The sequence below is a fragment of the Rothia sp. HMSC066G07 genome (assembly GCF_001814485.1).
Lineage (GTDB): Bacteria > Actinomycetota > Actinomycetes > Actinomycetales > Micrococcaceae > Rothia.
In genome coordinates, this window is record NZ_KV816933.1 from 174,893 (window position 1) to 200,343 (window position 25,451).

General features: G+C 58.6%; 19 protein-coding genes, 1 tRNA gene and 1 pseudogene. All 21 read right to left on the reverse strand.

Annotated features, from left to right (window positions below):
• The coding region (locus HMPREF2971_RS08970; RefSeq protein ID WP_070692623.1) for an L-lactate permease at positions 1–1,353 on the reverse strand (1,353 nt) is incomplete at its 3' end.
• A gap of 507 nt (positions 1,354–1,860) precedes the next feature.
• Entirely contained in the window at positions 1,861–3,498 is a 1,638-nt protein-coding gene (locus HMPREF2971_RS08975) for an L-lactate permease (RefSeq protein ID WP_070692626.1), read from the reverse strand.
• A 580-nt stretch (positions 3,499–4,078) separates the two neighbouring features.
• A tRNA-Pro gene (locus HMPREF2971_RS08980) sits at positions 4,079–4,152 on the reverse strand.
• 196 nt (positions 4,153–4,348) lie between these two features.
• On the reverse strand, positions 4,349–5,929 hold the full coding sequence (der, locus tag HMPREF2971_RS08985; RefSeq protein WP_070635124.1) for a ribosome biogenesis GTPase Der: 1,581 nt from the start codon (positions 5,927–5,929) through the stop codon (positions 4,349–4,351).
• A 112-nt stretch (positions 5,930–6,041) separates the two neighbouring features.
• A complete protein-coding gene (gene cmk, locus HMPREF2971_RS08990; protein ID WP_070634468.1) occupies positions 6,042–6,734 on the reverse strand; it encodes a (d)CMP kinase in 693 nt (230 codons plus the stop codon).
• Between the two features lie 54 nt (positions 6,735–6,788).
• Positions 6,789–7,958: a prephenate dehydrogenase gene (locus HMPREF2971_RS08995; protein WP_070635123.1), complete on the reverse strand. Its 1,170-nt coding sequence runs from the start codon at positions 7,956–7,958 to the stop codon at positions 6,789–6,791.
• An 18-nt stretch (positions 7,959–7,976) separates the two neighbouring features.
• On the reverse strand, positions 7,977–9,137 hold the full coding sequence (locus HMPREF2971_RS09000; RefSeq protein ID WP_049345300.1) for a pseudouridine synthase: 1,161 nt from the start codon (positions 9,135–9,137) through the stop codon (positions 7,977–7,979).
• A gap of 81 nt (positions 9,138–9,218) precedes the next feature.
• Entirely contained in the window at positions 9,219–10,223 is a 1,005-nt protein-coding gene (gene scpB, locus HMPREF2971_RS09005) for an SMC-Scp complex subunit ScpB (protein ID WP_070692629.1), read from the reverse strand.
• A complete protein-coding gene (locus HMPREF2971_RS09010; RefSeq protein ID WP_070692632.1) occupies positions 10,216–11,205 on the reverse strand; it encodes a segregation and condensation protein A in 990 nt (329 codons plus the stop codon). The genes scpB and HMPREF2971_RS09010 overlap by 8 nt, the downstream gene beginning before the upstream one ends.
• A gap of 192 nt (positions 11,206–11,397) precedes the next feature.
• Positions 11,398–12,258, reverse strand: coding sequence for a ParA family protein (locus HMPREF2971_RS09015; RefSeq protein WP_005506637.1), 861 nt, complete (start codon positions 12,256–12,258; stop codon positions 11,398–11,400).
• A gap of 93 nt (positions 12,259–12,351) precedes the next feature.
• The gene (locus tag HMPREF2971_RS09020) at positions 12,352–13,524 is read right to left on the reverse strand and encodes a site-specific tyrosine recombinase XerD (protein WP_070692635.1); all 1,173 of its coding nucleotides are present in this window, start codon (positions 13,522–13,524) and stop codon (positions 12,352–12,354) included.
• A gap of 96 nt (positions 13,525–13,620) precedes the next feature.
• The gene (locus tag HMPREF2971_RS09025) at positions 13,621–14,289 is read right to left on the reverse strand and encodes an NUDIX domain-containing protein (RefSeq protein WP_070692638.1); all 669 of its coding nucleotides are present in this window, start codon (positions 14,287–14,289) and stop codon (positions 13,621–13,623) included.
• Between the two features lie 142 nt (positions 14,290–14,431).
• The gene (locus HMPREF2971_RS09030; protein WP_049346518.1) at positions 14,432–16,126 is read right to left on the reverse strand and encodes a CTP synthase; all 1,695 of its coding nucleotides are present in this window, start codon (positions 16,124–16,126) and stop codon (positions 14,432–14,434) included.
• A gap of 351 nt (positions 16,127–16,477) precedes the next feature.
• Positions 16,478–18,196, reverse strand: coding sequence for a DNA repair protein RecN (recN, locus tag HMPREF2971_RS09035; RefSeq protein ID WP_005506652.1), 1,719 nt, complete (start codon positions 18,194–18,196; stop codon positions 16,478–16,480).
• A 19-nt stretch (positions 18,197–18,215) separates the two neighbouring features.
• Entirely contained in the window at positions 18,216–19,253 is a 1,038-nt protein-coding gene (locus HMPREF2971_RS09040) for an NAD kinase (protein ID WP_141746627.1), read from the reverse strand.
• Between the two features lie 324 nt (positions 19,254–19,577).
• Positions 19,578–21,236 carry a mercury(II) reductase gene (gene merA / locus HMPREF2971_RS09150; protein ID WP_080976711.1) on the reverse strand — a complete coding sequence of 553 codons (1,659 nt, stop codon included), beginning with the start codon at positions 21,234–21,236 and terminating at the stop codon, positions 19,578–19,580.
• A 35-nt stretch (positions 21,237–21,271) separates the two neighbouring features.
• Positions 21,272–21,592, reverse strand: a pseudogene (merR, locus tag HMPREF2971_RS09155) (Hg(II)-responsive transcriptional regulator); the annotation flags it as partial.
• Positions 21,593–21,809: 217 nt separating this feature from the next.
• Positions 21,810–22,538, reverse strand: coding sequence for a TlyA family RNA methyltransferase (locus tag HMPREF2971_RS09045; protein ID WP_049360431.1), 729 nt, complete (start codon positions 22,536–22,538; stop codon positions 21,810–21,812).
• 107 nt (positions 22,539–22,645) lie between these two features.
• Positions 22,646–22,813 (reverse strand): hypothetical protein, encoded by a 168-nt coding sequence (locus HMPREF2971_RS09050; protein ID WP_005506658.1) that lies wholly within the window; start codon positions 22,811–22,813, stop codon positions 22,646–22,648.
• The gene (locus HMPREF2971_RS09055; protein ID WP_070692641.1) at positions 22,806–23,843 is read right to left on the reverse strand and encodes an HAD-IIA family hydrolase; all 1,038 of its coding nucleotides are present in this window, start codon (positions 23,841–23,843) and stop codon (positions 22,806–22,808) included. Before HMPREF2971_RS09055 ends, HMPREF2971_RS09050 begins: the two co-directional genes overlap by 8 nt.
• 188 nt (positions 23,844–24,031) lie before the next feature.
• A complete protein-coding gene (locus HMPREF2971_RS09060; RefSeq protein WP_049345317.1) occupies positions 24,032–25,153 on the reverse strand; it encodes a tetratricopeptide repeat protein in 1,122 nt (373 codons plus the stop codon).
• Between the last annotated feature and the right edge of the window lie 298 nt (positions 25,154–25,451).

Below are 25,451 nucleotides of genomic sequence, written 5' to 3' on the forward strand. Positions count from 1 at the left end.
GCCGGTCACGAACACGCCAATCCAACCGATAATCGGGGACAGCAACGGGAAGACCGGGCCGGCTGCCGCGAGCGCCAGAGCGATGGAGGTGGTCATACCGGCGTGGTTCATCACGTTTGCGACGGACATGACCAGGCAGATCATGAGGATCGGCATCTTCAGCTGGTTCCAGGTGCCGCCGAGTTCTTCAAAGGCTTCACCCCAGCTAATCTTCGAGGTCAGCACGGTAATCAGTGCTGCCACCAGAATTGCGGTGCCGGATGCGCCCAGGGTGTTCCAGGAGAACATTGCGGTCACGGTCTTACCGGCGCCGGTGACGATTGCCTCGTGAATGCCGGGGATGGGGAACGCCAGGGTTGCGGCACCAAGCGGACCGGTGGTTGCGAACACGGGCTTGAGCGCGGTGGACCAGAGCAGGATGGTTGCGGAGAGGAAGATGAAGGGGCTCCACGCCTTAACAATCTCAGCGCCGGTGTGCTTGACGCCCTGCTGCGCCTGAACTTCTTCGAGGCTGGGAGCGGTAGGTTCACGGTAAATGTGCTTGGGCTGCCAGGAACGCATGACGAGTGCCAGCGCTACCAGGGACAGCAGCGGCGGGATGATGTCGACCAGTTCGGGCGAGCCGAGCAGTATCAGGATAGCTGCCTGACCGCCGGAGAAGATCACGCCGGTCATGAGCGCTACGAGACCGACTTCGCGGATGCCGCGCATACCGTCCTGGATTGCGACCATCAGCAGCGGCACGAAGGCGACGAAGATCTGCAGTACCGGTACCATGCCTGCGGACAGGTGTGCGGTGTCCAGGCCGCCGACCTTAGCTGCGGTGGTCACGGGGATACCGATAGCACCGTATGCGCCGGACGCGGCGTTGGCTACCAGCGCCAGCATGGATGCCTTGAGGGGGTTGAAACCCAGAGATACCAGCAGTGCAGCAGAGATAGCGATCGGGATGCCGAAGCCTGCCGCGCCTTCGATGAAGCCGCCGAAGCAGAAGGCAATCAGCAGCACCTGGATGCGCTGGTCGTTTGAGATGGAGGAGACGGAGGAGCGCACGATATCGAAGTTACCGGCGCGCACGGCGATGCGGTAAAGCCACACAGCCATCAGCACAATCCAGCCGATGGGCCACATGCCCGAGAGGAAGCCGGAGAGGATGGAGCCGGCACCTGCGGTGATGGGCAGGCCGAAGACGGCGCAGCCGATGATGAGGGTGGTGCCGAGGGTCAGCAGTGCTGACTTGAGGCCGCTGAGTTTCAGGACGGTCAGGCCCAACAGGAAGAGGATGATGGGTACTGCTGCGACCAGTGCGGAGAGCACCGGTGAGTTCAGCGGGTCGTAGGTTTGCTGCCACATAGGGCGGGTGGTCCTTTCGGTCTGTGTGTATTAGCGGTCGCTTCTTCCGGTACGGCGCCTGCGCTGTATGGAAGCGTTAGGCCGCATAAAAACCGATGGCCCCGGTCCTTGCGTCGTGGATGGGTCCATCGGTGAAGCGTGATGGTCTTGAGCTGCCGGGCGTTTGGTTGTATGACGTGGCGATATGCCGAGGCCATATACCGGGGCCATATACCGGGGCGCGGCGGCGGTGAGCGGAACCTTTCCCTCTCACTAGGTGCTCTTGACTTTATCTGTCTAAGCTAACAGGTCTTCCTCGAGACTTCAGGATAGGGTGACCTTAAGTGTGCACAAATGAAACTTATGTGCATAATTGCGCTCCTTAGCCGCGAACCTCCTCCCCAGCGCACAAATACAGAAATGCGAAAGCCCCCTCCTACCGAAGTAGAAGGGGGCTTGATACAGACCGTGTCGCGGGCACCTTACCTTCAGAGAAGGTAGGTTACACGCATCTGGTTCTCACGCTGTTTAGAGGCCGACCAGAGACAGGACATAAACCCAAACACAGGTGACAGCCAGCAGAGCTGCACTGTACTTGATCGCCATGGAGGTAATCTTGGATTCCTCGCCTGCGCTGTTCACAGCAGCAGCTGCAATTGCGATGGACTGCGGGGAAACGATCTTCGCCATCACACCACCGGCGGTGTTAGATGCAACCAGCAGGGTCTGGCTAACGCCAATCTGCTGTGCGGTGGTAGCCTGCAGGCCAGCGAAGAGGATGTTGTTGTTCACCACGGAGCCGGTCACGAACACGCCAATCCAACCGATGATCGGGGACAGCAGCGGGAAGATAGCACCCACAGCGGCAACAGCCAGTGCGATGGAGGTAATCATACCCGCGTAGTTCATGACGTTAGCAACGGACATGACCAGGCAGATCATGAGGATCGGGGTCTGCAGCTGCTTCCAGGTTGCGCCGAGTTCCTCGATAGCCTCGCCCCAGCTAATCTTGGAGGTCAGGATGGTGATGATGGTAGCCACCAGAATTGCGGTACCGGATGCGCCCACAATGTTCCAGGTGTAGGTCACGTCGATAGGCTTGGGGGTTGCAACAATCGGTGCCGCCTGCGAGATGCTCTGGTGCAGCCAGGGCAGGGGGAAGGAGATGTTGGTGAAGCCGAGCGCGCCCTTAGCAGCGAAGAGGGGCTTCAGAGCGGTGGACCAGAGCAGAATCACGACGGACAGGTAGACGAAGGGGCTCCAAGCCTTGAGGATTTCGCCGCTGGTGTGCTTGACGCTCTGCTGCGCCTGAACTTCTTCCAGGGAGGGAGCGGTGGGCTCGCGGAAGATGTGCTTGGGCTGCCACTTCTGCATGACCAGTGCCAGAGCGACCAGTGCCAGCAGCGGCGGGATGATGTCAACGAGCTCGGGGTTACCCAGGGTTGCGAGCAGAACGGACTGGCCACCGGAGTAGATAACGCCGACCATGAGAGCTACCAGACCGACTTCGCGGATACCGCGCAGACCGTCCTGAATAGCGACGAGCACCAGGGGGATCAGGCCTGCCATGATCTGGATAACCAGGACCATTTCGATGGACAGACCGTGCAGGTCCACGCCGCCGCGGGTTGCTGCGGTGGTCACGGGGATACCGATAGCGCCATATGCACCGGAGCTCACGTTAGCAATCAGGGCGAACATTGCGGCCTTGAGCGGGTTGAAGCCCAAGGAAACCAGCAGTGCGGCACAGATAGCAATCGGAATACCGAAGCCTGCAGCGCCTTCAAGGAAGCCACCGAAGCAGAATGCAATCAGCAGCATCTGGATGCGCTGGTCAGTAGAGATGGACGAGATGGAGGAGCGAACGATTTCGAAGCCGCCGGAACGCACGGAAATGCGGTAGAGCCACACTGCCATGAGAACGATCCAGCCGATGGGCCACATGCCCGAGAGGAAACCGTAGAGGATGGAGCCTGCACCTGCGGTGACGGGCATACCGAAGATGCCGCAACCGATCACGAGTGCGAGCGCCAGGGAGATGACGGCAGATTTAATACCGCTGAGCTTCAGGACGGTGAGGCCCAGAAGGAAGAAAATAATCGGGACTGCTGCCACGAGTGCAGAGAGGGCACTCGAGTGTAGCGGGTCGTAGACTTGCTGCCACATGATTGTATTGCGTTCCTTTCCGCGCCCCGAGGGGCGGGATCGAGTTGTGCCGTAAAACCTTCCCAGCGACGCGTGTGGCGGCGTGTGTGCCGTGTGTTGCAGGTGCGTGCACCTAGCTGTTTTATGCGTTATGGGCGCTATCCTCTGGGGATATATGCCTTCACTTGGGTTCGTGTTGGTTTTGCGGCTATGAAATTCAGTGTGTATGAAGTCGTGTTTTAGTCACAGAAACCTAAATATTCCTTGATTTGTCAAGGGAAATTCAGTGCCAAAGCTAAAATTTCTGACCGCTAAAACGCGATTCCTTGTGTACCCAATGTACCACCCATCACCCACAAAATCGGGCATATTCCAACATTTAGATCGAAGCTCATAATTGCACACTAACCTAAAGACCCACCGCTTTACAGGTGCAATGCCGGCCCCTCCCCCGCCATCCCAAGGAAGAGAGCGCCCTTCAGTGCTTCCAGCCGTGTATTTGGCACCGACTCCCGTATTTCCCCATCCAAGCAAGCAAAACAAAAACCACTAAACGGCATACAAAAAGCTCCGGAAGGAAAACCTTCCGGAGCTTTATCTGTCGGGTTGACAGGATTTGAACCTGCGACCCCTTGACCCCCAGTCAAGTGCGCTACCAAGCTGCGCCACAACCCGATTCGTTATTCACGATATTGTTTTCAAGGTTTCCCCTGAACACTCGAATAACTATACCGGGCTTTTAACCCCCGCGCAAGCCAGAATCCCTATTTTTAGAAAAAATCTTAAAAATCTTTTCCTCGCAGATTTTCTGCACAGGATCCAGCGCGTGGGGGGCCAGCCCAGCAACACGGCATCGGGCACACCCCCGCTACTAGCGGCGGCCGCCCTTGCCCTTCTTAGCCTTCGCGCTCTGACGCTCGCCCAAGGAACGACGCTCACGCACACGCATCGAAATCTCAATCGGAGTACCCGTGAAATCAAAAGTCTCACGCAGACGACGCATAATGAAGCGACGGTAACCCGGATCCAAGAAACCGGTAGTAAAGAGCACGAACTTCGGCGGGCGCGAAGACACCTGAGTACCGAAGAGAATACGCGGCTGCTTACCACCACGCAGCGGGTGCGGATGCGCGGCCACAATCTCGCCCAGGAACGCGTTCAGGCGACCGGTCGGAATACGCGAATCCCACGACTCCAGCGAGTGCTCCAGAGCGGGCACCAGCTTGTCCTTGTGCCAGCCGGTCTTCGCCGAAATGTTCACGCGAGGCGCCCACTGCACGTGCGCCAGGTCGCGCTCAATCTCGCGCTCAAGCATGTAGCGGCGATCCTCATCGAGGGTATCCCACTTATTGAATGCCAGAACCATCGCACGACCCGAATCAATCACGGTCTGCACGATACGCACGTCCTGCTCAGAGATCGGCTCGGAAACATCCAGCAGCACCACGGCAACCTCAGAGCGCTCCAGAGCAGTCTGAGTACGCAGCGAAGAGTAGAACTCCGCACCCTTAGCCATATGCTGGCGACGGCGAATACCCGCGGTATCCACAAAACGCCAAGGGTAGCCGCCCAGCTCAATAATCTCGTCAATCGGGTCACGAGTCGTACCAGCCAGGTCATTCACCACGGCACGCTCAGAACCAGCCAGCTTATTCAGCAGCGACGACTTACCCACGTTCGGGCGACCCACCAGAGCCACACGACGCGGGCCACCCAGCGCCTCCGGCTGAGCAAACTGCGAGTGCTCCGGCATGACCTCAAGGATCTCGTCCAGAGCATCCGCCAGGCCACGACCGTGCAGACCCGACACCGGGAACGGCTGACCCATACCCAGCGACCAGAGGTTATAAATCTCCGGCTCCAGGTGAGCGTCGTCAATCTTGTTAGCAATCAGAATGATCGGCTTCTTCACGCGGCGCAGCATACGCACAATCTGCTCGTCCGAAGCGGTCACACCCACGCGGGCATCCACCACCAGGACCACAACGTCGGCCTGCTCCACAGCGATCTCAGCCTGCTCAGCAACCTGAGCATCAATACCGCGAGCGTCAGACTCCCAACCACCGGTATCAACCAGGGTGAAGCTCTTACCCAGCCACTCAGCCTTATAGGACACGCGGTCACGAGTCACACCCGGCTTATCCTCAACCACCGCTTCACGGCGGCCCAGAATACGGTTAATGATGGTCGACTTACCCACGTTCGGGCGGCCAACAATCGCCACTACCGGATCAGCGAGCTGCTCTTCCTCTTCCTCAATGTCGAAACCCCAGGCACCCAGCAGGGCGCGGTCCTCTTCATCCAGGTCGTAGTCCTCAAGACCCTCAAGCAGAGCCTGAGCACGCTGGTCAGCGGTCTCATCATCAATCTCAGCGAGGCGCTCAGTAACGTCGTCCTCGCCACCGCCCAGGTACTTATCTTCGTAATCGTCGCGGATAGCGTCCTCAGCCATGCGCATTCCTTTCTCTACCCGCCCCCGCGCCCAACCCATTGGTCAGCACGCGAGCACGGCTCAACGTCTTCTCGGGAGCGGATGCACCACTCCCCCAGCGTTTCGGCGGGGCCTAGCCCGCGCGCTTCGCCTTCAACTGGTCATTCACAGCGTTAATCACTGCAGAGACCGTCGCATTAAAATCAAGATCCGAGCTGTCCACCAGGGTCACACCCTCGGCAGCTTCCATAAAGTTATTGACCTTCGAATCCTTCGCATCACGCTCAGCGATCTGCTTGCTCAAGTCACCCGAAGCGCCGGACTTCTCGGAGTTCTCCAGGCCGCGGCGCGCCATGCGCACCTCTTCAGAAGCAGTCAGCAGGATGCGCGCATCAGCGTCGGGGGCAACTACGGTGGTGATGTCGCGACCCTCAGCGACCATGCCGTTAATAGCGTGGTCAATCATCCAGCGCTGCAGGCCAATCAGGTGCTCACGAACCGCCGGAACCGAAGCCACAGCAGAAACGGCCGAAGAAATGCGCTCGCTACGAATCTCCTCACGGATATCGGTCGAGCCCATCAGAATCTCTTCTTCCTTAATGTTCGTACCGAACACCAGGGGCATCTCCTCGACAGCCTTCGCGATCGCTTCAGCGTCGTTCAGGTCAATGCCAAGTTCCAGCACACGGTAGGTTGCGGCACGGTACATTGCACCGGTGTCCAGGTACGCCAGACCAAAGTGGCGTGCAACTTCCTTAGACACAGACGACTTACCGGAACCGGAGGGACCGTCAATAGCAATCGTCAGTTTAGGGTTCTCGTGCATCAGCACTCCTTCAAATTCGTCTCAAACTTTATGCCGGAAAATACAGCTTTAACTCTACTTCACAACACGCCAACCGCGAGCCGACAAATCGCGGACCAGCGCCTCATGAATAGACGGATTGACCGAGATTTCAGCCATACCCACCGGGGCACCCGTCGAGTGCTCCAGCCGCAAATCCTCAAGGTTCGCGCCCAGCTCACCAATCTCGGCAAGCAAACGAGCCAGCGTGCCGGGGGTGTCGTCCACCAACACCGTCATCTTTGCAAACGCGGCGGGGGCAGTACCGTGCTTACCCGGAATACGGCTCACGCCCGCGTTGCCTTCGCTCATCAGCTGCGCCAAATCCAGGCGAGCGCCGGATGCCGTCGGGTTCTCCAGCGTCGCGATGAGGCGGTTCAGGTCATCACGCACCCCGTAGAGGGTCTTCACAATCGGGTCAGCGTTCGCCGCAAAAATCTGCACCCACAGCGTCGGGTCCGAAGCCGCGATACGCACCGTATCGCGCAAACCCTGACCCGCCAGGGACAGCGCATACAGCGGAGTGTCCTGCAGACTCGAAGCCAACAGCGAGCTCATCGCTTGCGGCACATGAGAGATCAGAGCGACCGTCTGATCATGCTCCTCAACGCTCAGAGAAGTCACAATCGCGCCCAGCTCCACCGCCACAGAACGCACCAGACGCACACACTCGGGGCGAACCGAATCGTGCTCGCAGATAATCCACGGACGCGCCTGGAACAGCTCACCACGAGCAGCCACCGGGCCAGACTTCTCACGCCCAGCCATCGGATGCGAACCCACGTAACGGGACGCATCCGCGCCCGAAGCAAGCACATCAGCCAGCGGCTGCACCTTCACCGAGGCAACATCCGTCACCACAGCGCCGGGGTAGCCCGCCTCCGGTCGAGGCGCGTAGGTGTTCAACGCGCGAGCGCACACGGCACCGGCACTATCCGGAGGCGCAGCCACCACCACCAGCTGCGGGGCGAGGGCGGCGCGTTCCTCCTCCGACAGGGTGGAGATGCTTGTACCGGCACCAATATCCTGCGCCACTGCCTCGGCGGTGGGTGAAATATCTTGGACGTACACGTCCTCGCATCCTGCCGCACGCAACCCCAAACCAATGGAGGCACCCAGCAGACCCGAGCCGATAATGAGCACCGGCCCGGTTAGCGTTGAGTCCATGGGCAGCTCAGATGCGGAAAGCTCAGCGGGCGAGCTCATGACAACTCCTTAGCGTTATTACATGTCCACCGAAGCGAGCAGGTGACCGATCTCGACCTTGGAGAGGTTACGGACGGTGCCCTGCTTCTGCGAACCAATACGAATCGGGCCCATCTCGACACGGACCAGGCGCTCGACCGGGTAGCCGACCGCGTCGAAGAGGCGGCGCACAATGCGGTTCTTACCGGAGTGGATGGTCACCTCAACGAGCACGTGGCCAGGGGTGGAGTCCACCAGCTTGAACTCGTCAACGCGGGTCACGCCGTCTTCCAGGCGAATACCCTTCTTCATGGCTGCGCCGACGCCGGGCTCCATGGGGCCGGGAACCTGCACCAGGTAGGTCTTGGGCACCTCGTAAGAGGGGTGGGTGAGGCGGTTCGCCAGTTCACCGTCGTTGGTCAGCAGCAGCAGACCCTCGGTTTCGACGTCCAGGCGGCCCACGTGGAATACGCGCTCGCTCATGGAGGAACGCAGGAAGTCGGAGATGCAGGGGCGACCTTCGGGGTCTTCCATGGTGGAGACCACGCCGGCGGGCTTGTTGAATGCCATGTAGACGAGCTTGTCGTTGGTCTGAACGGTCATGCCGTCCACTTGCACGGTGACCTTGGAGGGGTCCACGCGCACGCCCAGCTCGGTCACGACTTCACCGTTGACGGTGACGCGGCCTTCGGTAATCATTTCTTCGCAGACGCGGCGGGATGCCACACCGGCCTGGGCAAGCAGCTTCTGCAGGCGTACGCCGTCGTGGTCGTAGAACTCGTAGTGGTCTACCGGGGCGTTGCGGGGGCGGCGGGGGCGGTGCGGGCCAGCGTAGTTGCTGACGCGGTATTCGCCGCGCTCGTTTGCGAAGGCTTCGCCGGAGCGGTAGGGGCGGCCCGGTGCGCGGCGTTCGCGCTTGGGCAGTTCGGTACCGCGGCCTCGGCCGGAACCTGCGCGGCCTGCGCCGAACTTCTTCTCGCCAAACTTCTTGTCACCGAGCTTCTTCTCGCCGAAACCCTTTGCGCCGCCCTTGCCTGCGCCACTCTTCGGTGCGCCGGGACGACCGCCGCGTGCGGATGCGCCCTTAGCGCCGGGCTTACCGCCCTGACCGGGACGAGCAGCGCCGGGACGGCCACCGCGGGAGTTCTGGGGGCGACCGGATGCAGAGCGGCCGCCGCGGGAGGAGTTTCCATATGCCATGGTGTTCTTCTCTTTTCTGTCGTATGGTGCGAACGTTTCAGGCTTTTCCCGAACGTTCGTTCGTCTTATTGATTCGTTGTCTTAGTCGTTGCCCTCGGCAAGCACTGCGGCTTCCGTGTCATCGGGCAGGAAGGGCGCGAGCGCCGGTAGCTCCTCCAGGGAGTTCAACCCGAGCTTCGCCAGCAGCAGCTCCGTGGTTTCGTAGAGGGTCGCGCCGCTTCCGGATTCTCGCCCTGCTTCACGAATCAGCTGCCGTTGCAGTAGCTGACGGATTGCCGCGTCCGCGTTTACGCCACGGATGGAGGCTACCCTCGCCCTGGTCACCGGCTGCTGGTAAGCAATCACGGCGAGCGTCTCGTAGGCGGGCTTGCTGAGGGTTGCGCTCTTGGAGCGGGTCACGAAGCGTGCCACCCAGGGGGCGAAGTCGTCGCGGGCGTAGAGCTTCCAGCCTCCTGCGATGTTCCGCAGCTGGAATCCGCGCGGTTCGGGCGCCACCCGGTTTTCGTCTTCTCCGTAGCCGCTTTCTTCGCCGTTGTACTCTCGGTACAGCTGGTCGAGCGCGTGCTCAACAGCTCGTTCGCTGACGATGAGCGCGGCGGAGAGTTCTTTGACGCCCACGGGCGCTTCGGCAACGGCGAGGATCGCTTCGATGGCGCTTTTGACGCCGCCGGGGATTGCCTCGACCTTGGAGAATTCGGCTTCGGCATCGACCGCCACACTGGGTGCGGTGGAGGGGCCTCCCACCGGAATCTTCGCAGTTTTCTTCTCTGCGTGGGGCGCAGGTTCCTGCGGTGCCTCGGAGCTGCCGAAGCTGTCGGAGTCCTCTGCCGTTTCAGCGGCTTCAGCCTCCTCAGCTTCTTCGGGAACCTCATCCAGAGGAGCGGCGGCTACCTCGTGCTCAGCCGGTTCAGCGTCCGCCTCAGCAGGCTTTGAGCTCTCAGTCTCTACCGTCTCTGCTACCTCTACCGGCGCCGAGTCAGCCTGTTCCGAATCCTCATCCGCGTTCGGATCCCAGTAGCCCATGTTCACGATGGCAAGGTCATCAGGGGTGAATTCACGGTCAAAGCGTGAGCCGTGACTACTCATAATCCTCCTCTACCGGTTCCGTGTTAGCTTCAGATTCGTTCACTTCGGGTGATTCAGACGCTTCACTGGTTTCGTGCGCATCCTGAGTGTCTGTTGCTTCGCGAATCACGAACTGTGCAGCGCTCGCGCTCGCACGTACCCGAATGGCTCCGAGCGGTGCGTCCTGTTCTACGTGCAGGGCGCCTTCTTTGTAGAGCTCAAGCAGGGCGAGAAAACGAACCACCGCGATTTCTAGTTCGCCGGATCCTTGAACCAGTTCGGCGAAGCTCAGTTCCCGCGCCGCGGTATCGAGCAGGCTGTGCAGAATGTAGTGTTCTTCAGCCGCGATGGTGGTTAGCGGAACGTGCAGGTGCTCGTTGAGTTCTTCAACGATTTCTTCGGGTTCCGGTTCGGGCTCTTTGGGGGTTCGGCTCAGTGCTGCTGCGGCGATGCGGGCAAACTCTTCGGCACCTCCGGTAAAGACCAGCTCGGGTAGTGCCTGGGCGAATCGTTCTTCGAGGGCTACCGCACGGGGAAAACGCTGTGCTTCTTGCGCCCAGCGTTCAGCAAAAATATCGGCGACTTCGCGGTAGGCACGGTATTGCAGCAGACGGGCAAAGAGCAGGTCGCGTGCCTCCAGCAGTGCAACGTCCTCTTCGAGGGGTTCACGATGCTGCGGGAGCAGGCGTGCGGTTTTGAGTTCCAGCAGGGTTGCGGCGGTGACCAGAAATTCGCTGGCTTCGTCGAGTGCACGTTCTGTGCCTTCAGCGTAGAGGGCGTGCAGGTATGCGAGGAACTCGTCGGTGACCTCTGCGAGCGCCACCTCGGTAATGTCGAGTTTGCTGCGCGAAATCAGGGTCAGTAGAAGATCAAAGGGACCCTCAAAATTACTGAGGGTGAGGGTGAAACCCGGGTTCTGCAGGCCGCGGCCCTCAGTCCGGGCGTTCGCGGCGGTGTCTGCGTTCGGTGTCGGTACCCTCACGGCAGCGACGTTCGTGGTCATAAACGACCTATTCTCCTTAGGTTTATTCTCCCCGGCTTTATTGGTGCCGTCTCAGATGCGGCTTCTACTTCGCCTATTTTTTCGGCGTAAGCAGTGTGCGGGGTCTTTAGAATCCACACAATTATACGCCCTCTGCCGGTGTGACTCAAGGGTGAGAGTCACCTCAGCAGAGGGCGTATAGGTGTGGGGGCTTTAGCGTGCGCCGCCCTTGTAGATCAGTTCGCGTGCCACCTGGCGGTATGCTTCCGCGCCGGGGTGGCTGGAGGCGTAGCTGAGAATCGGCTCAGCAGACACCGATGCGTCCGGGAACTTCACGGTGCGCTTGATGACGGTGTCGAAGACCTTGTCGCCGAATGCGTCCACGATGCGTGCCAGAACTTCCTTGGAGTGGATGGTTCGCGCATCGAACATGGTGGCAAGCACGCCGGAGATTTCGAGGTCGGGGTTCAGGCGATCCTGAACCTTCTCGATGGAGTCGACCAGCAGTGCGACGGCGCGCAGTGCGAAGAACTCACAAATCAGCGGAATGATGACGCCTTCGGAGGCGGTCAGCGCGTTGACGGTCAGCAGGCCCAGGGAGGGCTGGCAGTCGATGAGGATGACGTCGTATTCGTCGCGGACCTTGCGCAGTGCCGAGGCGAGAACCTGCTCGCGAGCCACTTCGTTGACCAGCTGAACTTCAGCTGCGGAGAGGTCAATGTTGGCGGGCAGCAGGTCGATGTTCTCCACGCCGGTGGGCAGGATGACGTCCTTGATGTCGACCTTGCGGTCCATCATGACGTTGTAGACGGTCAGGTCCAGCTCGTGCGGGTTCGCGCCGAAACCTGCGGAGAGGGCACCCTGCGGGTCGAAGTCGACCAGCAGCACCTTGCGGCCACACTCTGCCAGTGCCGCGCCCAGGTTAATGGTGGAGGTGGTCTTACCCACGCCGCCCTTCTGATTCACCATAGAAATAATGCGGGCGGGACCGTGGCTGCTCAGCGGAGCCGGGTCGGGGTACACGCGCAGGGGTCGACCGGTGGGGCCGAGTTCTTGTGCCTGAGCTTCAGTCAATGGTTCACCTTCATCAATGAATTCGAAGTTTTAAGTTTAAGCGTTGTCTATAAGGTTACCTCAAGAGCGGCTGTTCCGCGGATTGGCGGGGGTTTATCCCCGCTCGTGGGCACGCGGATGCGCCATCCGGTAAACCTCCATGAGCCCCTCGGGAGTGACCTTGGTGTACACCTGCGTGGTCGCGATGGAGGCGTGCCCCAGCAGCTCCTGCACCACGCGAATATCGGCGCCGCCCTGCAGCAGGTGGGTTGCGAAGCTGTGCCGCATGGAGTGCGGAGAGAAGTCTGCGCTGAGGCCCGCCGCCTCGGCGGCTTCCTTAAGGATGAGCCACGCACCCTGGCGCCCCAGCCTGCCACCTCGCCCGTTGACGAAGAGCGCGGCGGTGCCTTTGCCGTGGGCCACGAGCGCGGGCCGCCCGCGCACCAGGTAATCCTGAATGGCCTTGTGGGCGTAATTTCCGAGGGGCACGAGGCGTTCCTTGCTCCCCTTGCCGAAGAGCCGCACGTACCCGGGGAGGGTGATGTCGTTGCCGTCCTCGTCGGCCAGGGTTTCTTCGCTGTGTACGTCGTCGATATCGGCGTTGAGCATTTCGCTCACGCGGGCACCGGTGGCGTACAGGAATTCAAGTATGGCGCGGTTTCGCAGGCCGATGGGAGTGTCTCGATCCGGCACGGCGAGGAGGCGCTGCATCTGCTCCACGGTAATAGCTTTGGGCAGACGCTTAACGTTTTTGGGCGGCGTCACGGTCGCGGCGGGGTCTTTTTCCACCAGAAAGGCAGAGACCCAGAAGGCGTGGGCTCCGCGCACGGCGGCCATGGTGCGGGCGATGGAGTTAGGACCCAGTGGCAGCGGGATGATTCCCTCGCCGCTCCCCCGCTCCCCCGGCTCGGTACCGCGACCCCCGTCGGCGGCGATGAGGACGGCCAGGGATTCTGCGGCCTCCTCGGCATCCACGGAGTTCTCTTCCTCCGGCTGTTTTTTAACTGGGGCGGCCAGGCCGGGTAGGGGCACGGTGGGCGCGGCAAGCTCGCGCATAAATGAACGCACCTGCGCGGTCGTAATGCGTTCGGGGTCGATTACCCCGAGGGTGGAGAGGTACGCGGCGTAGCGGCGCAAGTCTCGCGCGTACGAGGCGATGGTGTTCTCGCTGCTACCCCGCTCGACCCGCAGATGCACCAGGTACTGGTCGATGGCCCGCTCCAGGGGGGTCTGCTCGCCGGTCCCCTCAACCGCGGGGGTAGCGCCCTTCAGCGCGGGCTGTGCCATATCTCTTCCCTTCTCACGCGGTCGTTCGGGTTTGTTCGGATGCGCACGGTAGCGCGAAATGCCTCTTCGAGGGATCAGGCGAGAAGACTCCGAACCCTAACGGAAGGTCTGCGGCTTCTGTCGGCGATGCCCCATGTAGGGGTGGAATTCCCAGCCGCCGGCGGCTTCGCGCAAGCCTTCGAAGCCGCGCGCTGAGGCGGCGTAAGTGGCCAGAATCGCCTGGATGGCCAGCGCGTTGTGCACTTTACCGTCCAGAACCAGCTGCACCGCATCCTGCAGGGGAACCCAGCGGTAGGTCATCTCTGCCTCTTCTTCGGTGCGTTCGGTACGCTCCTGGCGGGGCAGCTCGCTCAGGTCGCGGGCCAGGTAGACGCGACCCGCCTCGCTGGTTGCGCCGGGGCTGCTGAAGTAGTCGGTCAGGGCGTGCCAGCTGGCGGCTCGCAGGTCGGTCTCCTCGGCAAGCTCGCGCTGTGCGGCGTGCAGAGGGTCCTCACCGTCGATGTCGAGCAGGCCGGCGGGCACCTCCCAGAGGTTCATGCGCACCGGGTGCCGGTACTGGTTGAGCATCAGCAATTCGTTGTGTTCGTTGAGAACCGCTACGGCCACGGCACCGGGCATCTCCACGACATCGCGGGTGAGTGCGGTGTCTTCGTTCAGCTCGTATTCCTCGACCACGGTTTCGATGACGTATCCGCTGTATTTGACGGTCCGGGTGCGAATCGTACGTTCTGAGGGTTCGTCGATAATATGCTGGTTTTCGCTCATATTTCTATTCTAGAGGGTTCGTTTCGGAACTCCCTCGCACTTCTCCCCGTTACTCGGCGGACCCCGATGGGTTAAGACGGTTAAACGGCGAGCGCCCCAGCCGCCGAGGGGACGGATGGGGCGCTCAACGCGTTCGGTCGCCTTATGCGCCGCGGCGCTCCAGGGCAGCCTTAATCAGGCCTGCAAAGAGCGGGTGCGGGCGGGTCGGGCGGGAGCGGTACTCGGGGTGTGCCTGAGTTGCCACGTAGTAGGGGTGAACCTCTGCGGGCAGCTCCACGTACTCAACCAGCGAGGAATCCGGGGAGGTACCGGAGATCACGAGACCAGCCTCTTCGAGCTGCTCGCGGTACTCGTTGTTCACCTCGTAACGGTGGCGGTGACGCTCCGATGTCTCGGTGGCGCCGTAGGCCTTAGCCACCTGAGAGCCGGGCACCAGGTTTGCCTTGTACAGGCCCAGGCGCATGGTGCCGCCCAGGTCGCCGGCACCCTCGACGAACTGCTTCTGCTCTTCGATGGTGGCGATAACGGGTACGGGGGTCTCGGGGTCGAACTCGGTGGAGGACGCCTCGGGCAGACCCAGCACGTTACGCGCGTACTCAATCACCATGGACTGCAGACCGAGGCAGATGCCCAGGGTCGGGATCTTGTGCTCGCGTGCGTACTTGAGGGCGCCAATCTTGCCGTCCAGGCCGCGGATGCCGAAGCCGCCGGGCACCAGGATGGCGTCCATGCCGCGCAGCTGGTGGTCTGCGTCCTCGTCGGTTGCGCACAGGTCGGCGGCAACCCACTTGATGTTGACCTTCACGTTGTTTGCGAAGCCGCCGGCGCGCAGAGCCTCGGAGACCGAGAGGTATGCATCGGGCAGGTCGATGTACTTACCGACCAGGGCCACGTTCACCTCTGCGGCGGGGCGGTGCACTGCGTCGAGCAGGCGGTCCCACTGGGTGAAGTCTGGCTCGGGTGCCTCGATGCCGAAGTAGTCGAGGATGTAGTCGTCGAGCTTCTGGCTGTGCAGGGTTTTGGGGATGTCGTAGATGCTGGGGGCATCGGCGCAGGAGATGACGGCGTCGGTGTCCACGTCGCAGGCGTTACCGATCTTGGAGCGGTGCGATGCGGGAACCTCGCGCTCACAGCGCAGAATCAGGCCGTCAGGCTGAATACCCAGGCCGCGCAGTGCTGCGACGGAGTGCTGGGTGGGCTTGGTCTTCAGCTCGCCGGAGGGGCCGATGTAGGGCACCAGGGAGACGTGCAGGAAGAAGACGTTCTTGCGTCCGACATCGCGGCGTACCTGACGTGCGGCTTCCATGAAGGGCAGGGATTCGATATCGCCAACGGTGCCGCCGATTTCGGTAATGATGATGTCGGGGGCGTTGTCGATTTCCGCTGCGTGACGCATGCGGGACTTGATTTCGTCGGTGATGTGAGGAATCACCTGGACGGTGTCGCCGAGGTATTCGCCGCGGCGCTCCTTCGCGATAACGGAGGAGTAAACCTGACCGGTGGTCACGTTAGCGGACTGGTCGAGGTTCTCATCCAGGAAACGCTCGTAGTGTCCGATGTCCAGGTCGGTTTCTGCACCGTCGTCGGTGACAAAGACTTCACCGTGCTGGAAGGGGTTCATCGTACCGGGGTCGACGTTCAGGTAGGGGTCGAACTTCTGCATGGTCACAGAGAGGCCGCGAGAGCGAAGAAGCTGACCGAGGGAAGAGGCCGACAGGCCCTTACCGAGAGAAGATGCAACACCGCCGGTCACGAAAATCTGGCGGGTTACCTTGTCGTTAGAGGACGCGTTCTGAGCGTTATTTTTTTCATTCACCACGGAATTCAAGCCTACCATTTTCTTGTCTGCTATCCAAGCAGAGGGTTTTGCCGCGAGAGGATTCTCTCAGGCGGCTTTCCCTCCCCTATTTGTCCTTATCACCACTGTAAACGGAGCTGGGGATTTATTATTCCCGCCGCGCCGTGTAGAAGCAGGTGTAGGAGCATTCACAGAGTATCTCACATCCTCTGGGCTCCATGCGCCGCTATTGGTCACCGGCACGGACTGCACCGACAACTTTCCAAGGCAGGCTCGCGCACTTCAGCCCCTTTGATGGTCTTTAGTGCGAAAGATGCCGCCTTTTGGCGCTTTTGCCAGCACTTTCCTCATGCTTTTCCCTGCCGGTTTGCCGCCGGTTTGCCGTCAGCTTCAGCGCCCCTGGGGCACTTCTCGACCGGCGGCCAGCAGCTCTCGGGCGTGCTCTCGTGCCGATTCTGATTGATCGTGTCCGGAGAGCATTCGCGCCAGTTCCACCACGCGTTCCTCTTCAGAAAGTACCTTGACCTTCGAGAGGGACGCGTCATCATTTTTCAGCACGAGGATGTGCTGGTCCGCGAAGGCTGCAACCTGCGGCAGGTGGGTGACCACCAGAACCTGCACGTGTCGAGCGAGCATGGCAAGGCGGCGACCGATTTCGATCGCTGCCTTACCGCCCACACCGGAGTCCACCTCGTCGAAAATGAAAGTGGGTACGGGGTCCACTTCGGCAAGCACTACCTCCAGGGCGAGCATCACGCGGGAGAGCTCACCGCCGGAGGCGCCCTTACCGAGCGGGCGCGGCACAGCGGTTCGGTGCGGTGCCAGCATGAAGGTCACGGTGTCTCGACCGTGCACCGAGAACTTTTCGGCTTCGGCAACTTCCACGACCAGGGAGGCGTTCGGCATGGCAAGAGCAGTGAGCTCTTCACTGACGGCGTCCGCCAGTTTCTGCGCGGCAGCACGGCGCAGGGCGGTCAGCTCTTCTGCCTGGGCGCCAAGCACCTTGCGTAGCTGTACCAGCTCGGTTTCCAGGGTTTCCTGTCGCTGCGGGTCGTCCACCAGGGTCTCGAGGCGTGCACGGGATTCTTCGGCCCATTCGAGAACCTCTGCAATATCGGCACCGTACTTGCGGGTGAGGGTCGCCAGCTGGGCGCGGCGAGTCTGCACCTGCGCCAGACGTTCGGGGCCTTCAACATCCAAGGAGGCCATGTAGGAGGACAGATCCGAGGAGATATCGGTGGCAAGAATCAACAGTTCGTTGACGCGCGCGGCGAGGGAGGCAAGTTCTTCGTCAGCATCTGCCTGCGCCTGTAGCGCGGAGCGGCTTGCATCGAGCAGGCTCATGACGCTCTGCTCGTCGCCGGTGGAGTATTCGCTACCGCTGAGCGCTGCGGAGGCGGTTGCCGACGCAATGCGTAGCGCTTCAACGTTCATGAGCTTCACCATTTCGGCTTTGAGCTCTTCTTCTTCCCCAGCCTGCGGGTTGACCGCACTGATTTCTTCGAGGGCGCCCTGCAGGGTCTGCGCTTCGAGAGCTCGTGCGCGCGAGTTTTCGCGCACTTCCTTCAGCTCTGCGGCGGCGGCACGGTATCGCTCGTAGTTTTCGCGGTACTTCTCAAGCAGGTTGGCGAGCTCTTCACCGGCGTACAGGTCGAGGGACTGGCGCTGCTCCGCCGCTGATTTGAGGCGCAGCTGATCGGACTGACCGTGCACTGCAACAAGAGTCTGACCAATCTGAGACAGGGTTCCGATGGGTGCGGAGCAACCGCCGACGTGGGCGCGGGAGCGTCCCGAGGCGTTGACGGTGCGTGCCAGAAGCAGTTCGGAGGTCTGTTCGTCGATGTCTTCGGCGGTGCCGCCGGCTTCTTCAGCAAGCTCAAGGGCGCGGTGCCCGTGGGGCAGGCGAATGACTGCTTCGGCGAGGGCGCTCTTGGCGCCGTTGCGCACGCTGGATGCGTCGGATCGGGCGCCCAGGAGCATGCCGAGGGCAGTGACGACCATGGTTTTACCTGCGCCGGTTTCGCCGGTCAGCACGGAGAATCCGGGTTCGAGGGGGAGCCTCGCATCGGTGATGATGCCGAGGTCTCGAATATGGATTTCCTCAATCACGAACGTTCATTCCTTTTCTTTAGTGCTTCTCGGTGTCCTGCGGGCCGCGCCAGCCACGGATCGGAAGCTCAAATTTACGCACCAGTCGCTCAGAGAAGGGAGCCGGGTGAATACGGGCGAGCAGCACCGACTTTTCGGAGCGTCGCACCTCAATACGGGAGCCGGGGTCCAGCTCCACGGTTCGGCGGCCATCGCACCAGAGCACGCCGGAGGCGCCGTTTCCGGGCATCATTTCTACCGCCAGGGTGGAGGTCGGCGCCGCCACCAGCGGGCGCGCGAAGAGCGCGTGAGCCGAGAGCGGCACCATGAGAATTGCTTCAACTTCGGGCCAGACGATCGGGCCGCCACCGGAGAAAGCGTAGGCAGTCGAACCGGTGGGGGTTCCCATGACCACGCCATCGCAGCCGAAGCTGCTGAGCGGGCGGCAGTCCACCTCGATAATGACTTCAATCATTTTTTCGCGGTTGCCCTTTTCGACGCTGGCTTCGTTCAGCGCCCAGTCGCTGTGCACGCGTTTGCCGTCATTCCAGACTTCCACGTCGATTGCCATGCGTTCTTCAACGGTGTATTCGTTGTTGACGATGCAGCGAACGGTTTCGGTCAGGTCGCTCTCTTCGGATTCGGCGAGGAAGCCGACGTGCCCCAGGTTCACACCGATGAGCGGAACACTGGTTCGGCGCACCATTTCTGCGGCACGAAGAATCGAACCGTCACCGCCGAGCACCACACCGAGTTCAATATCGATGAGCGCCACGGATTCATGGACGACCTGCACGGGGACGGGCTCGTCCCAGTTTTCGCTCAGGGTTTCCAGATCGGAGCGAGTCATGACGGGTGCGAGTCCCTCTTCGTAGAGCTGGGTGCATGCCTGTCGGGCGGCATCTCGTGCTTCTTTGCGCCCCACATGGGCGAAGACGAGAATCTTACGGTGACGTTGTTCCACCGAGTCTTCAAAACCATGACGTTCGAAACTGTGGTATTCGGAACTATGACGCGCACCTGCGGCAACTACCTGTGCGGTTGCTTCCTGCGGTGCGTGGCTTTCGTGTTCTGCCATAACGACTCTCTCCCATCGGGTGTTGAGATCGGGATGTTGAGATGGTGTATCTACACCTATCATACCGAATATGTTCTCGAAGATTTTCTAAAGAGCTATATTTTTAGAAAATTATTTCGAATAGCGTACGGCTGGGGTATCTCTAAAATACCTGTAAAAATACCTGTAAAAATACCTGCGAATAGCGCGGCAGCCTGAGAAAGCCCCGCCCTCAACGCGTCCTGCGTTACCGAGCGGTTTCTCTCAGACTGCCTTAGCACTATTTATTTTCGGCACTATATTTACTTTCGACACCGTTGAATAGGGAGTTGTAAAAAAGTTCCCTTAGCCTGCACAGCAAGATAATTTCGAAACATCTTTGTCAAAAGTTAGGACAGCCAGCTTCAATCCTTCTGCCATTGTTAGATATGGAGCCATCGTTTCTCTCAGATCTCCAACAGTTAAACCGAATTTCACAGCTAATGTTGCTGCATAAATTACGTCTCCTGCGTTTTCTGCCACTACATGCGCCCCTAACACTTTCAATGTTTTCGCGTCTGCCACTAATTTGAAAACACCTGTTGTTTCCCGATTAACGAGCGCTCTTGGAACAGCATCCAACGGCAATACCGATGTTTTCACTTCATATCCTTTTTCTTTTGCCTGTTGCTCCGTTAAACCAACCGTTGCAATCGATGGAGAAGTAAACGTAACGCCTGGAACCACTTCTAAATTGACCTTTTGATTTAGTCCTCCGATTGCATTACGAGCAGCAAGTCCACCTTCATAAGCAGCTACATAAACAAATTGGGGACCGAGAGTGACATCTCCAGCTGAATAAATTCGGGAATTGGTCGTTTTAAGATAATCATCAATGACAATTTCACCACGGGAACCAACTTCAACGCCTGCTGCATGTAAGTTTAATGATTCTGTATTTGGTTTTCTTCCAGTGGCAATTAGCAATTGTTCTGCTTCAATAATTCGCTTTTTACCATTTATCTCAACATGAACTTTTTTAATGTCTCCATCTTGCTCAACTCGTTCATAGGTTGCACCTGTTACTAAATTAATTCCCTGTTCTGTTAAGGCCTTAGTAATGGCTTCTGAAATTTCAGGATCGTATTCTTTTAATAGACGCTCGCTTCTTTGAATCAAAGTGACTTCTGACCCGAGGTTATGAAATAGTTGTCCTAATTCCATGCCGATATATCCTGAACCAATTACGGTAAGACGATTTGGAACCTTCTTTAATTCCAATAAGCTAGTGCTTGTTAAATAATCTACTTCATCTAATCCGGGAATATTAGGTGCAGTTGAAGAAGCACCTGTAGCTATTAAAAATCTTTTGGCTGTGATTTGATTGCCATTTACTTCAACTGTATTTTCATTTACGAATTTTGCTTCACCTTTTATTAATTCAAAACCATAATCATCAATTAAATTCACATATTTTTCATTTCGCATCTCGGTTACTAAATCATTCTTTTGTTTTACTAATGGCGCTAAATCAACACTTGAAGCCGAAGTGTGTAATCCCACAAATGGATTATTTTTTGCTAGATGATTGATTTCCCCTGCTCTTAATAAGGTCTTAGAAGGAACGCATCCGACATTAACGCAAGTTCCACCCACCGTTCCACGCTCAATCATAGCCACTTTTGCGTTCAAAGTAACGGCTTCAATGGCAGATGAAAAGGCAGCTCCACCAGAACCGATGATGATGTAATCATAATCATAGTTACCTTCATCATTTAAACTTACATCTGTCCTTTTTTCCGATTGCACTTGTATTTCTTCTGCTTCGCCCGGGTGATAATTTGCGTCAGCAATCGCCTTTATTGCACTTTCAACCTCAATATCATCGGGCAGTTCAAATACTGCTTCACCACGACGATAACTAGACTCAATATTTTTAGCACCTATCTTTTCAAGTGCTGATTCTACGTGTTTTTCACAACCCGTACAAGTCATTCCTGAAATGTTTACCTTAAATTTATTCATAAAAAAGCTCCTTTCGTTTGTTAATGTTTCTATTATAACATAGTTTCAATTCGTTTTAAATCCTCTATTTGTTTTTGCACTTCCTTTTGTTTTTTAGAAACAAATTCGAACATATCTTGACAACGAACTTCATCTTTATCTACAACACCAAGTAATTTATAAATCTCACTTAAAGAGAAACCAAGTTCCTGTATTCGTTTATTAAACCCAACACGCTTAACGTCATCATATGAATATATCCGATAACCAGCTTCCGTTCGGTGAGGTTCTTGTAATAAATTTTTTCGCTCGTAATATCTGATCGTTTCTTTATTAACTCCACATTTATCTGCAAACTCACTAATGCGATAAATCATCTTATTTCACCCCCTGAATATTATAAACCATGTACCATAGTACACGGTCAAGTAAATTGGACTATTTTATTTTTTTCCCAAAGTATCACTCGTATGTGATTGATACTTTTATATAATACTATTGATTATCCTAACATCCCACCAGAAAATCCGATTTAAACACCAGTTGTTTTTAAACTATTAAGAAAGTAATTCCACTATATATTCCGAAGACCCTTTATTTTTTGCACCATAGGAAGTACTCTACGTTGCCGTCCTGTCCGGGGAGCGGGCTGGGTTCCATACCCATCACACGCAATCCGTGGCTGACCGCAGATGCCTGAACTTTTTCTACTGCTTCACGGCGGGCGGATTCTTCGTGCACCACTCCCCCACGTCCGATGCGATGCTTGCCGACCTCGAACTGCGGCTTGACCATGAGCACCAGGTCGCCGCCGGTTTCGGTGGCGTTCGCTAGCGCCTCCATAACCAGGGTCAGCGAGATGAACGAGAGGTCAGAAACCGTCAGTTCGACCTGCCCACCAATGTCTTCGGGCTTCATATAGCGAACGTTGAGTCCTTCGTACACGCCGACTCGCGGTTCTTCGCGTAGCGCGTCCACGAGCTGCCCGTGTCCTACGTCAACGGCGGCTACGTGGGCGGCTCCTCGACGAAGCAACACGTCGGTAAAGCCTCCGGTGGATGCTCCCGCGTCCAGGCAACGCTTGCCTTCTACCTCGATATCGGGGAACGCGTCGAGGGCACCGGCGAGCTTGTGCCCTGCGCGGCTGACGTATTCGGTCAGCTCGCTCTGGCGCACGTAGAGGGTGTCCTCCGGGCCCACGAGCATGGACGCTTTGCGCGCAACCTTGCCGTTGACTTGCACGTCCCTTGCCGCGATGAGTTTTGCGGCGAGGGTTCGGGAACTCACGAATCCGGCTTCGACCAGGTATTTATCGAGGCGCACGGTGTCCTTGTCTTCTTTCTGTCGTCGTCTGGTGATGTCATCGTCTGGTGACGGGTTATCTAGTGTCACCTCAGAGCATTGCTGTTCTGAGGTGACACCGCCGCGAACTAGGAGAGGTTTTCGAGGTCTTTCTCCAGCTGCTCACTCATCGTTTCGAGGCGCTTGACGCGCTCTACGGGATCCATGGCGAGGGTCGCCGCGAGTTGGCGCTCGAATTCTGCATCAAGCTCAGCGGTTTCCTCTGCCGTGCTATTAGTCTCCGGTTCTTTAGGCACCGGGGATCCCCTGGATGTTGGGGCGTGCGCCCTGTTCGGGGTTTGCCGCCCACCATGCCGCGCAGGCTACACGCCATGCTTCGGCTTCGCTCTCGCTGCCCGCGAATGCTTCGGTGTCTTCAATCTCGGGGCCGGTCAGGCTCAGGTTTTCACCGCGAACTCGGGCCTGCCAGGTGGGGCCGGTTGCGGTGACTTCATAGCCTTCGTAGAGCACCTCAATTGCGGGGTAGGGTGCGAAGAAGTCCTCGAGGGTGCGCAGAATATAGGTCGGACGCTGGTTCGGCACGGCCTCGATGACGTCCTGGTAGGTCTGTACGCCGGTTAGGACGAGGGCGCCGTCCATCTTTGCGTTGTTGGCGCCGAGAATGTCGGTGTCCAGGCGGTCGCCCACGATAACGGGGCGGCTGGAGTTCACTGCCTTTGCTGCAGTGTGGAAGATGGGTGCTTCGGGCTTGCCCGCGACGAGCGGGGTGCGGCGGGTTGCACTTGCCACGGCTGCTACGAGGGTGCCGTTACCGGGTGCCTGGCCTCGTTCCTTGGGGATGCTCTGGTCGGTGTTGGTGGCAATCCAGAGGATGTCGGGGTTTGCGAGGGTGTAGGCGGCTTCCGCCAGGTCTTCCCAGCCGATCTTGGGGTCGAAACCCTGGATGACGGCTACGGGGCCTTCTTCTTCCTTGCGTACGGTTTCGAGGCCTACCGCACGAACGCAGTCGGCGAGTGCTTCGGTACCGGTGATGAGCACTTTGGAGTCTGCGGGTACGTGCTGTGCGAGCAGTGCGGCGCCTGCCTGTGCGGAGCTGACGACTCGTTCTGCTCGGGTGTGCACACCCAGTTCACGCAGGTGCTCTGCTACAGATTCTACAGAGCGCGATGCATTGTTGGTGACGAAGATGACCGGTACATTGAGTTCTTCTTCGGCGCGGTTGAGCGCTTCGGGTGCGCCTTCGATGGCGAAGGGACCCGCGTAGACTACGCCGTCCAGATCGGAGAGGAGGGCATCGTAGCGGGATAGGAGTGCGTTCGTGGTCATAGAGTGTTCCTCTCGGGGTCTCTGGCGGTTGTCGCTATTAATCGTACCTGTTAGACACTCTAGCGTTGTCGCCTTCGGGCGATTATATGGAAAACCGCTGGACGCTCTCCCCTGCTTGGGTGTGGCGTCCAGCGGTTTCACGCTGACACTTAGGTCACGTATTTAGAATTCTTAGATTCTCTGCAGTCTTATTCTGCGGAGGTTTCTTCTGCTTCTTCAGTCTTGGGAGCTTCGGTCTTCTCGTCCTCAGCTACTTCTTCTGCAGTTTCGATTGCTTCCTCTTCTGCGGAAGCTTCAGCGGTCTCTTCAGCTTCTTCTGCGGTCTCAGTGAGTTCTACGGACTTCTCTTCCTGCTCGAAGAGGCCAGCTTCACCGAACATGTCGAAGATTTCGGGTTCTGCGAAATTGCCCTGGCCCAGTGCTGCTTCTGCCATGAATGCGAGGCGTGCCCAGCGTTCTGCTTCCTGGTTACGGCCTGCGTTAGCCAGCGCGTCGGAGTATGCGCTGAACAGACGGGGGCTGTACTCGAAGGCGCGCTTGGGGTTCAGCTGAGGAATCTGCAGCGCTACGACGGCCTCGGACTTCTTGCCCTGATCGCTGAGGATACCGGATTCAACGATGGCGAGCTCTACGCGCACGTTAGCGGGCAGTTCTTCCTTCTTGAATTCTGCAATCATTTCCATTGCCTTGGGCAGGCGGCCGAGCGCGCGTTCGCAGTCCACCAGCAGTGCCAGGTGGTCTACGGAGCCGCTAATACGGCGGTGGGTGCGCAGTTCGCGCAGTGCCAGTTCGAAGTCTTCTGCAACGTATGCGGCGACGCCAACGGCTTCGCGTACTGCGGCAATACGGCCTGCACTGCGGGATGCGGCAACGGCGTGTTCCAGCGCAAATTCGGGGTCGATGTCGAGGTAGCGACCAGCCATGGCGAGGTGCTTTGCGACGGTTTCTGCGTTGCGAGGTTCCAGGGCGCGCAACTGACGGAAGGTTGCGCCGTCCAGCTCGCGACCGGTGATGTCGTCATCAATTTCCGGTGCCTTGGGCTTTGCGGGGCGGTAGCCTGCACGGCCACCGATGCTGCGTACTTCTTCGCGAGGTACTTCAGCCTCGGGACCGTTGGAGCGAGGTGCCTTGGATCGGGAGTCGGAGCGACGGCCGTCGAACTTCTTGCCTCCGCGGTCGTTACGCTTGAAACCGCCCTTGCCGCCAAAGTTCTTGCCGCCCTTCTTGGAGCGGAAGTCCTTTCCTCCGCTGTTCTTGCGGTGCTGGCGGGGGCCGGAGCCGTTAGACTCGTGACGGGGGGTCTCAGACATGAATCTCCTTGGGAGGTATCCGCCAGTGTGGGCGGGTAGGGTATGCAGTCGATTCGGGCGAACCGCTGCCTGAGGCATCAACTCTATGAGGGGTGCTTTAGATACACCCGCTAATGCCTAAACATAAGCCATACCATTCTAGTATAGAGAGCACCTTCCGCGCACCCGTACTGATGGGATGTTAAAGACAAATGGGGAGGCCTAACGACCTCCCCAAACAAAAATAGCCCCGGCGAAGCCGGGGCTATTGAATAATAAAGCGGCAATAACCTACTCTCCCACACCCACAAAAGTGCAG

What these genes read in the sequence shown, in the direction of transcription:
- HMPREF2971_RS08975 (WP_070692626.1), bottom strand. Translation starts at nt 3,498, where the DNA reads ATGTGGCAGCAAGTCTACGACCCGCTACACTCGAGTGCCCTCTCTGCA.
- der (WP_070635124.1), bottom strand. Translation starts at nt 5,929, where the DNA reads ATGGCTGAGGACGCTATCCGCGACGATTACGAAGATAAGTACCTGGGC.
- cmk (WP_070634468.1), bottom strand. Translation starts at nt 6,734, where the DNA reads ATGCACGAGAACCCTAAACTGACGATTGCTATTGACGGTCCCTCCGGT.
- HMPREF2971_RS08995 (WP_070635123.1), bottom strand. Translation starts at nt 7,958, where the DNA reads ATGAGCTCGCCCGCTGAGCTTTCCGCATCTGAGCTGCCCATGGACTCA.
- HMPREF2971_RS09000 (WP_049345300.1), bottom strand. Translation starts at nt 9,137, where the DNA reads ATGGCATATGGAAACTCCTCCCGCGGCGGCCGCTCTGCATCCGGTCGC.
- scpB (WP_070692629.1), bottom strand. Translation starts at nt 10,223, where the DNA reads ATGAGTAGTCACGGCTCACGCTTTGACCGTGAATTCACCCCTGATGAC.
- HMPREF2971_RS09010 (WP_070692632.1), bottom strand. Translation starts at nt 11,205, where the DNA reads ATGACCACGAACGTCGCTGCCGTGAGGGTACCGACACCGAACGCAGAC.
- HMPREF2971_RS09020 (WP_070692635.1), bottom strand. Translation starts at nt 13,524, where the DNA reads ATGGCACAGCCCGCGCTGAAGGGCGCTACCCCCGCGGTTGAGGGGACC.
- HMPREF2971_RS09025 (WP_070692638.1), bottom strand. Translation starts at nt 14,289, where the DNA reads ATGAGCGAAAACCAGCATATTATCGACGAACCCTCAGAACGTACGATT.
- HMPREF2971_RS09030 (WP_049346518.1), bottom strand. Translation starts at nt 16,126, where the DNA reads ATGGTAGGCTTGAATTCCGTGGTGAATGAAAAAAATAACGCTCAGAAC.
- HMPREF2971_RS09040 (WP_141746627.1), bottom strand. Translation starts at nt 19,253, where the DNA reads ATGGCAGAACACGAAAGCCACGCACCGCAGGAAGCAACCGCACAGGTA.
- merA (WP_080976711.1), bottom strand. Translation starts at nt 21,236, where the DNA reads ATGAATAAATTTAAGGTAAACATTTCAGGAATGACTTGTACGGGTTGT.
- HMPREF2971_RS09055 (WP_070692641.1), bottom strand. Translation starts at nt 23,843, where the DNA reads ATGACCACGAACGCACTCCTATCCCGCTACGATGCCCTCCTCTCCGAT.
- HMPREF2971_RS09060 (WP_049345317.1), bottom strand. Translation starts at nt 25,153, where the DNA reads ATGTCTGAGACCCCCCGTCACGAGTCTAACGGCTCCGGCCCCCGCCAG.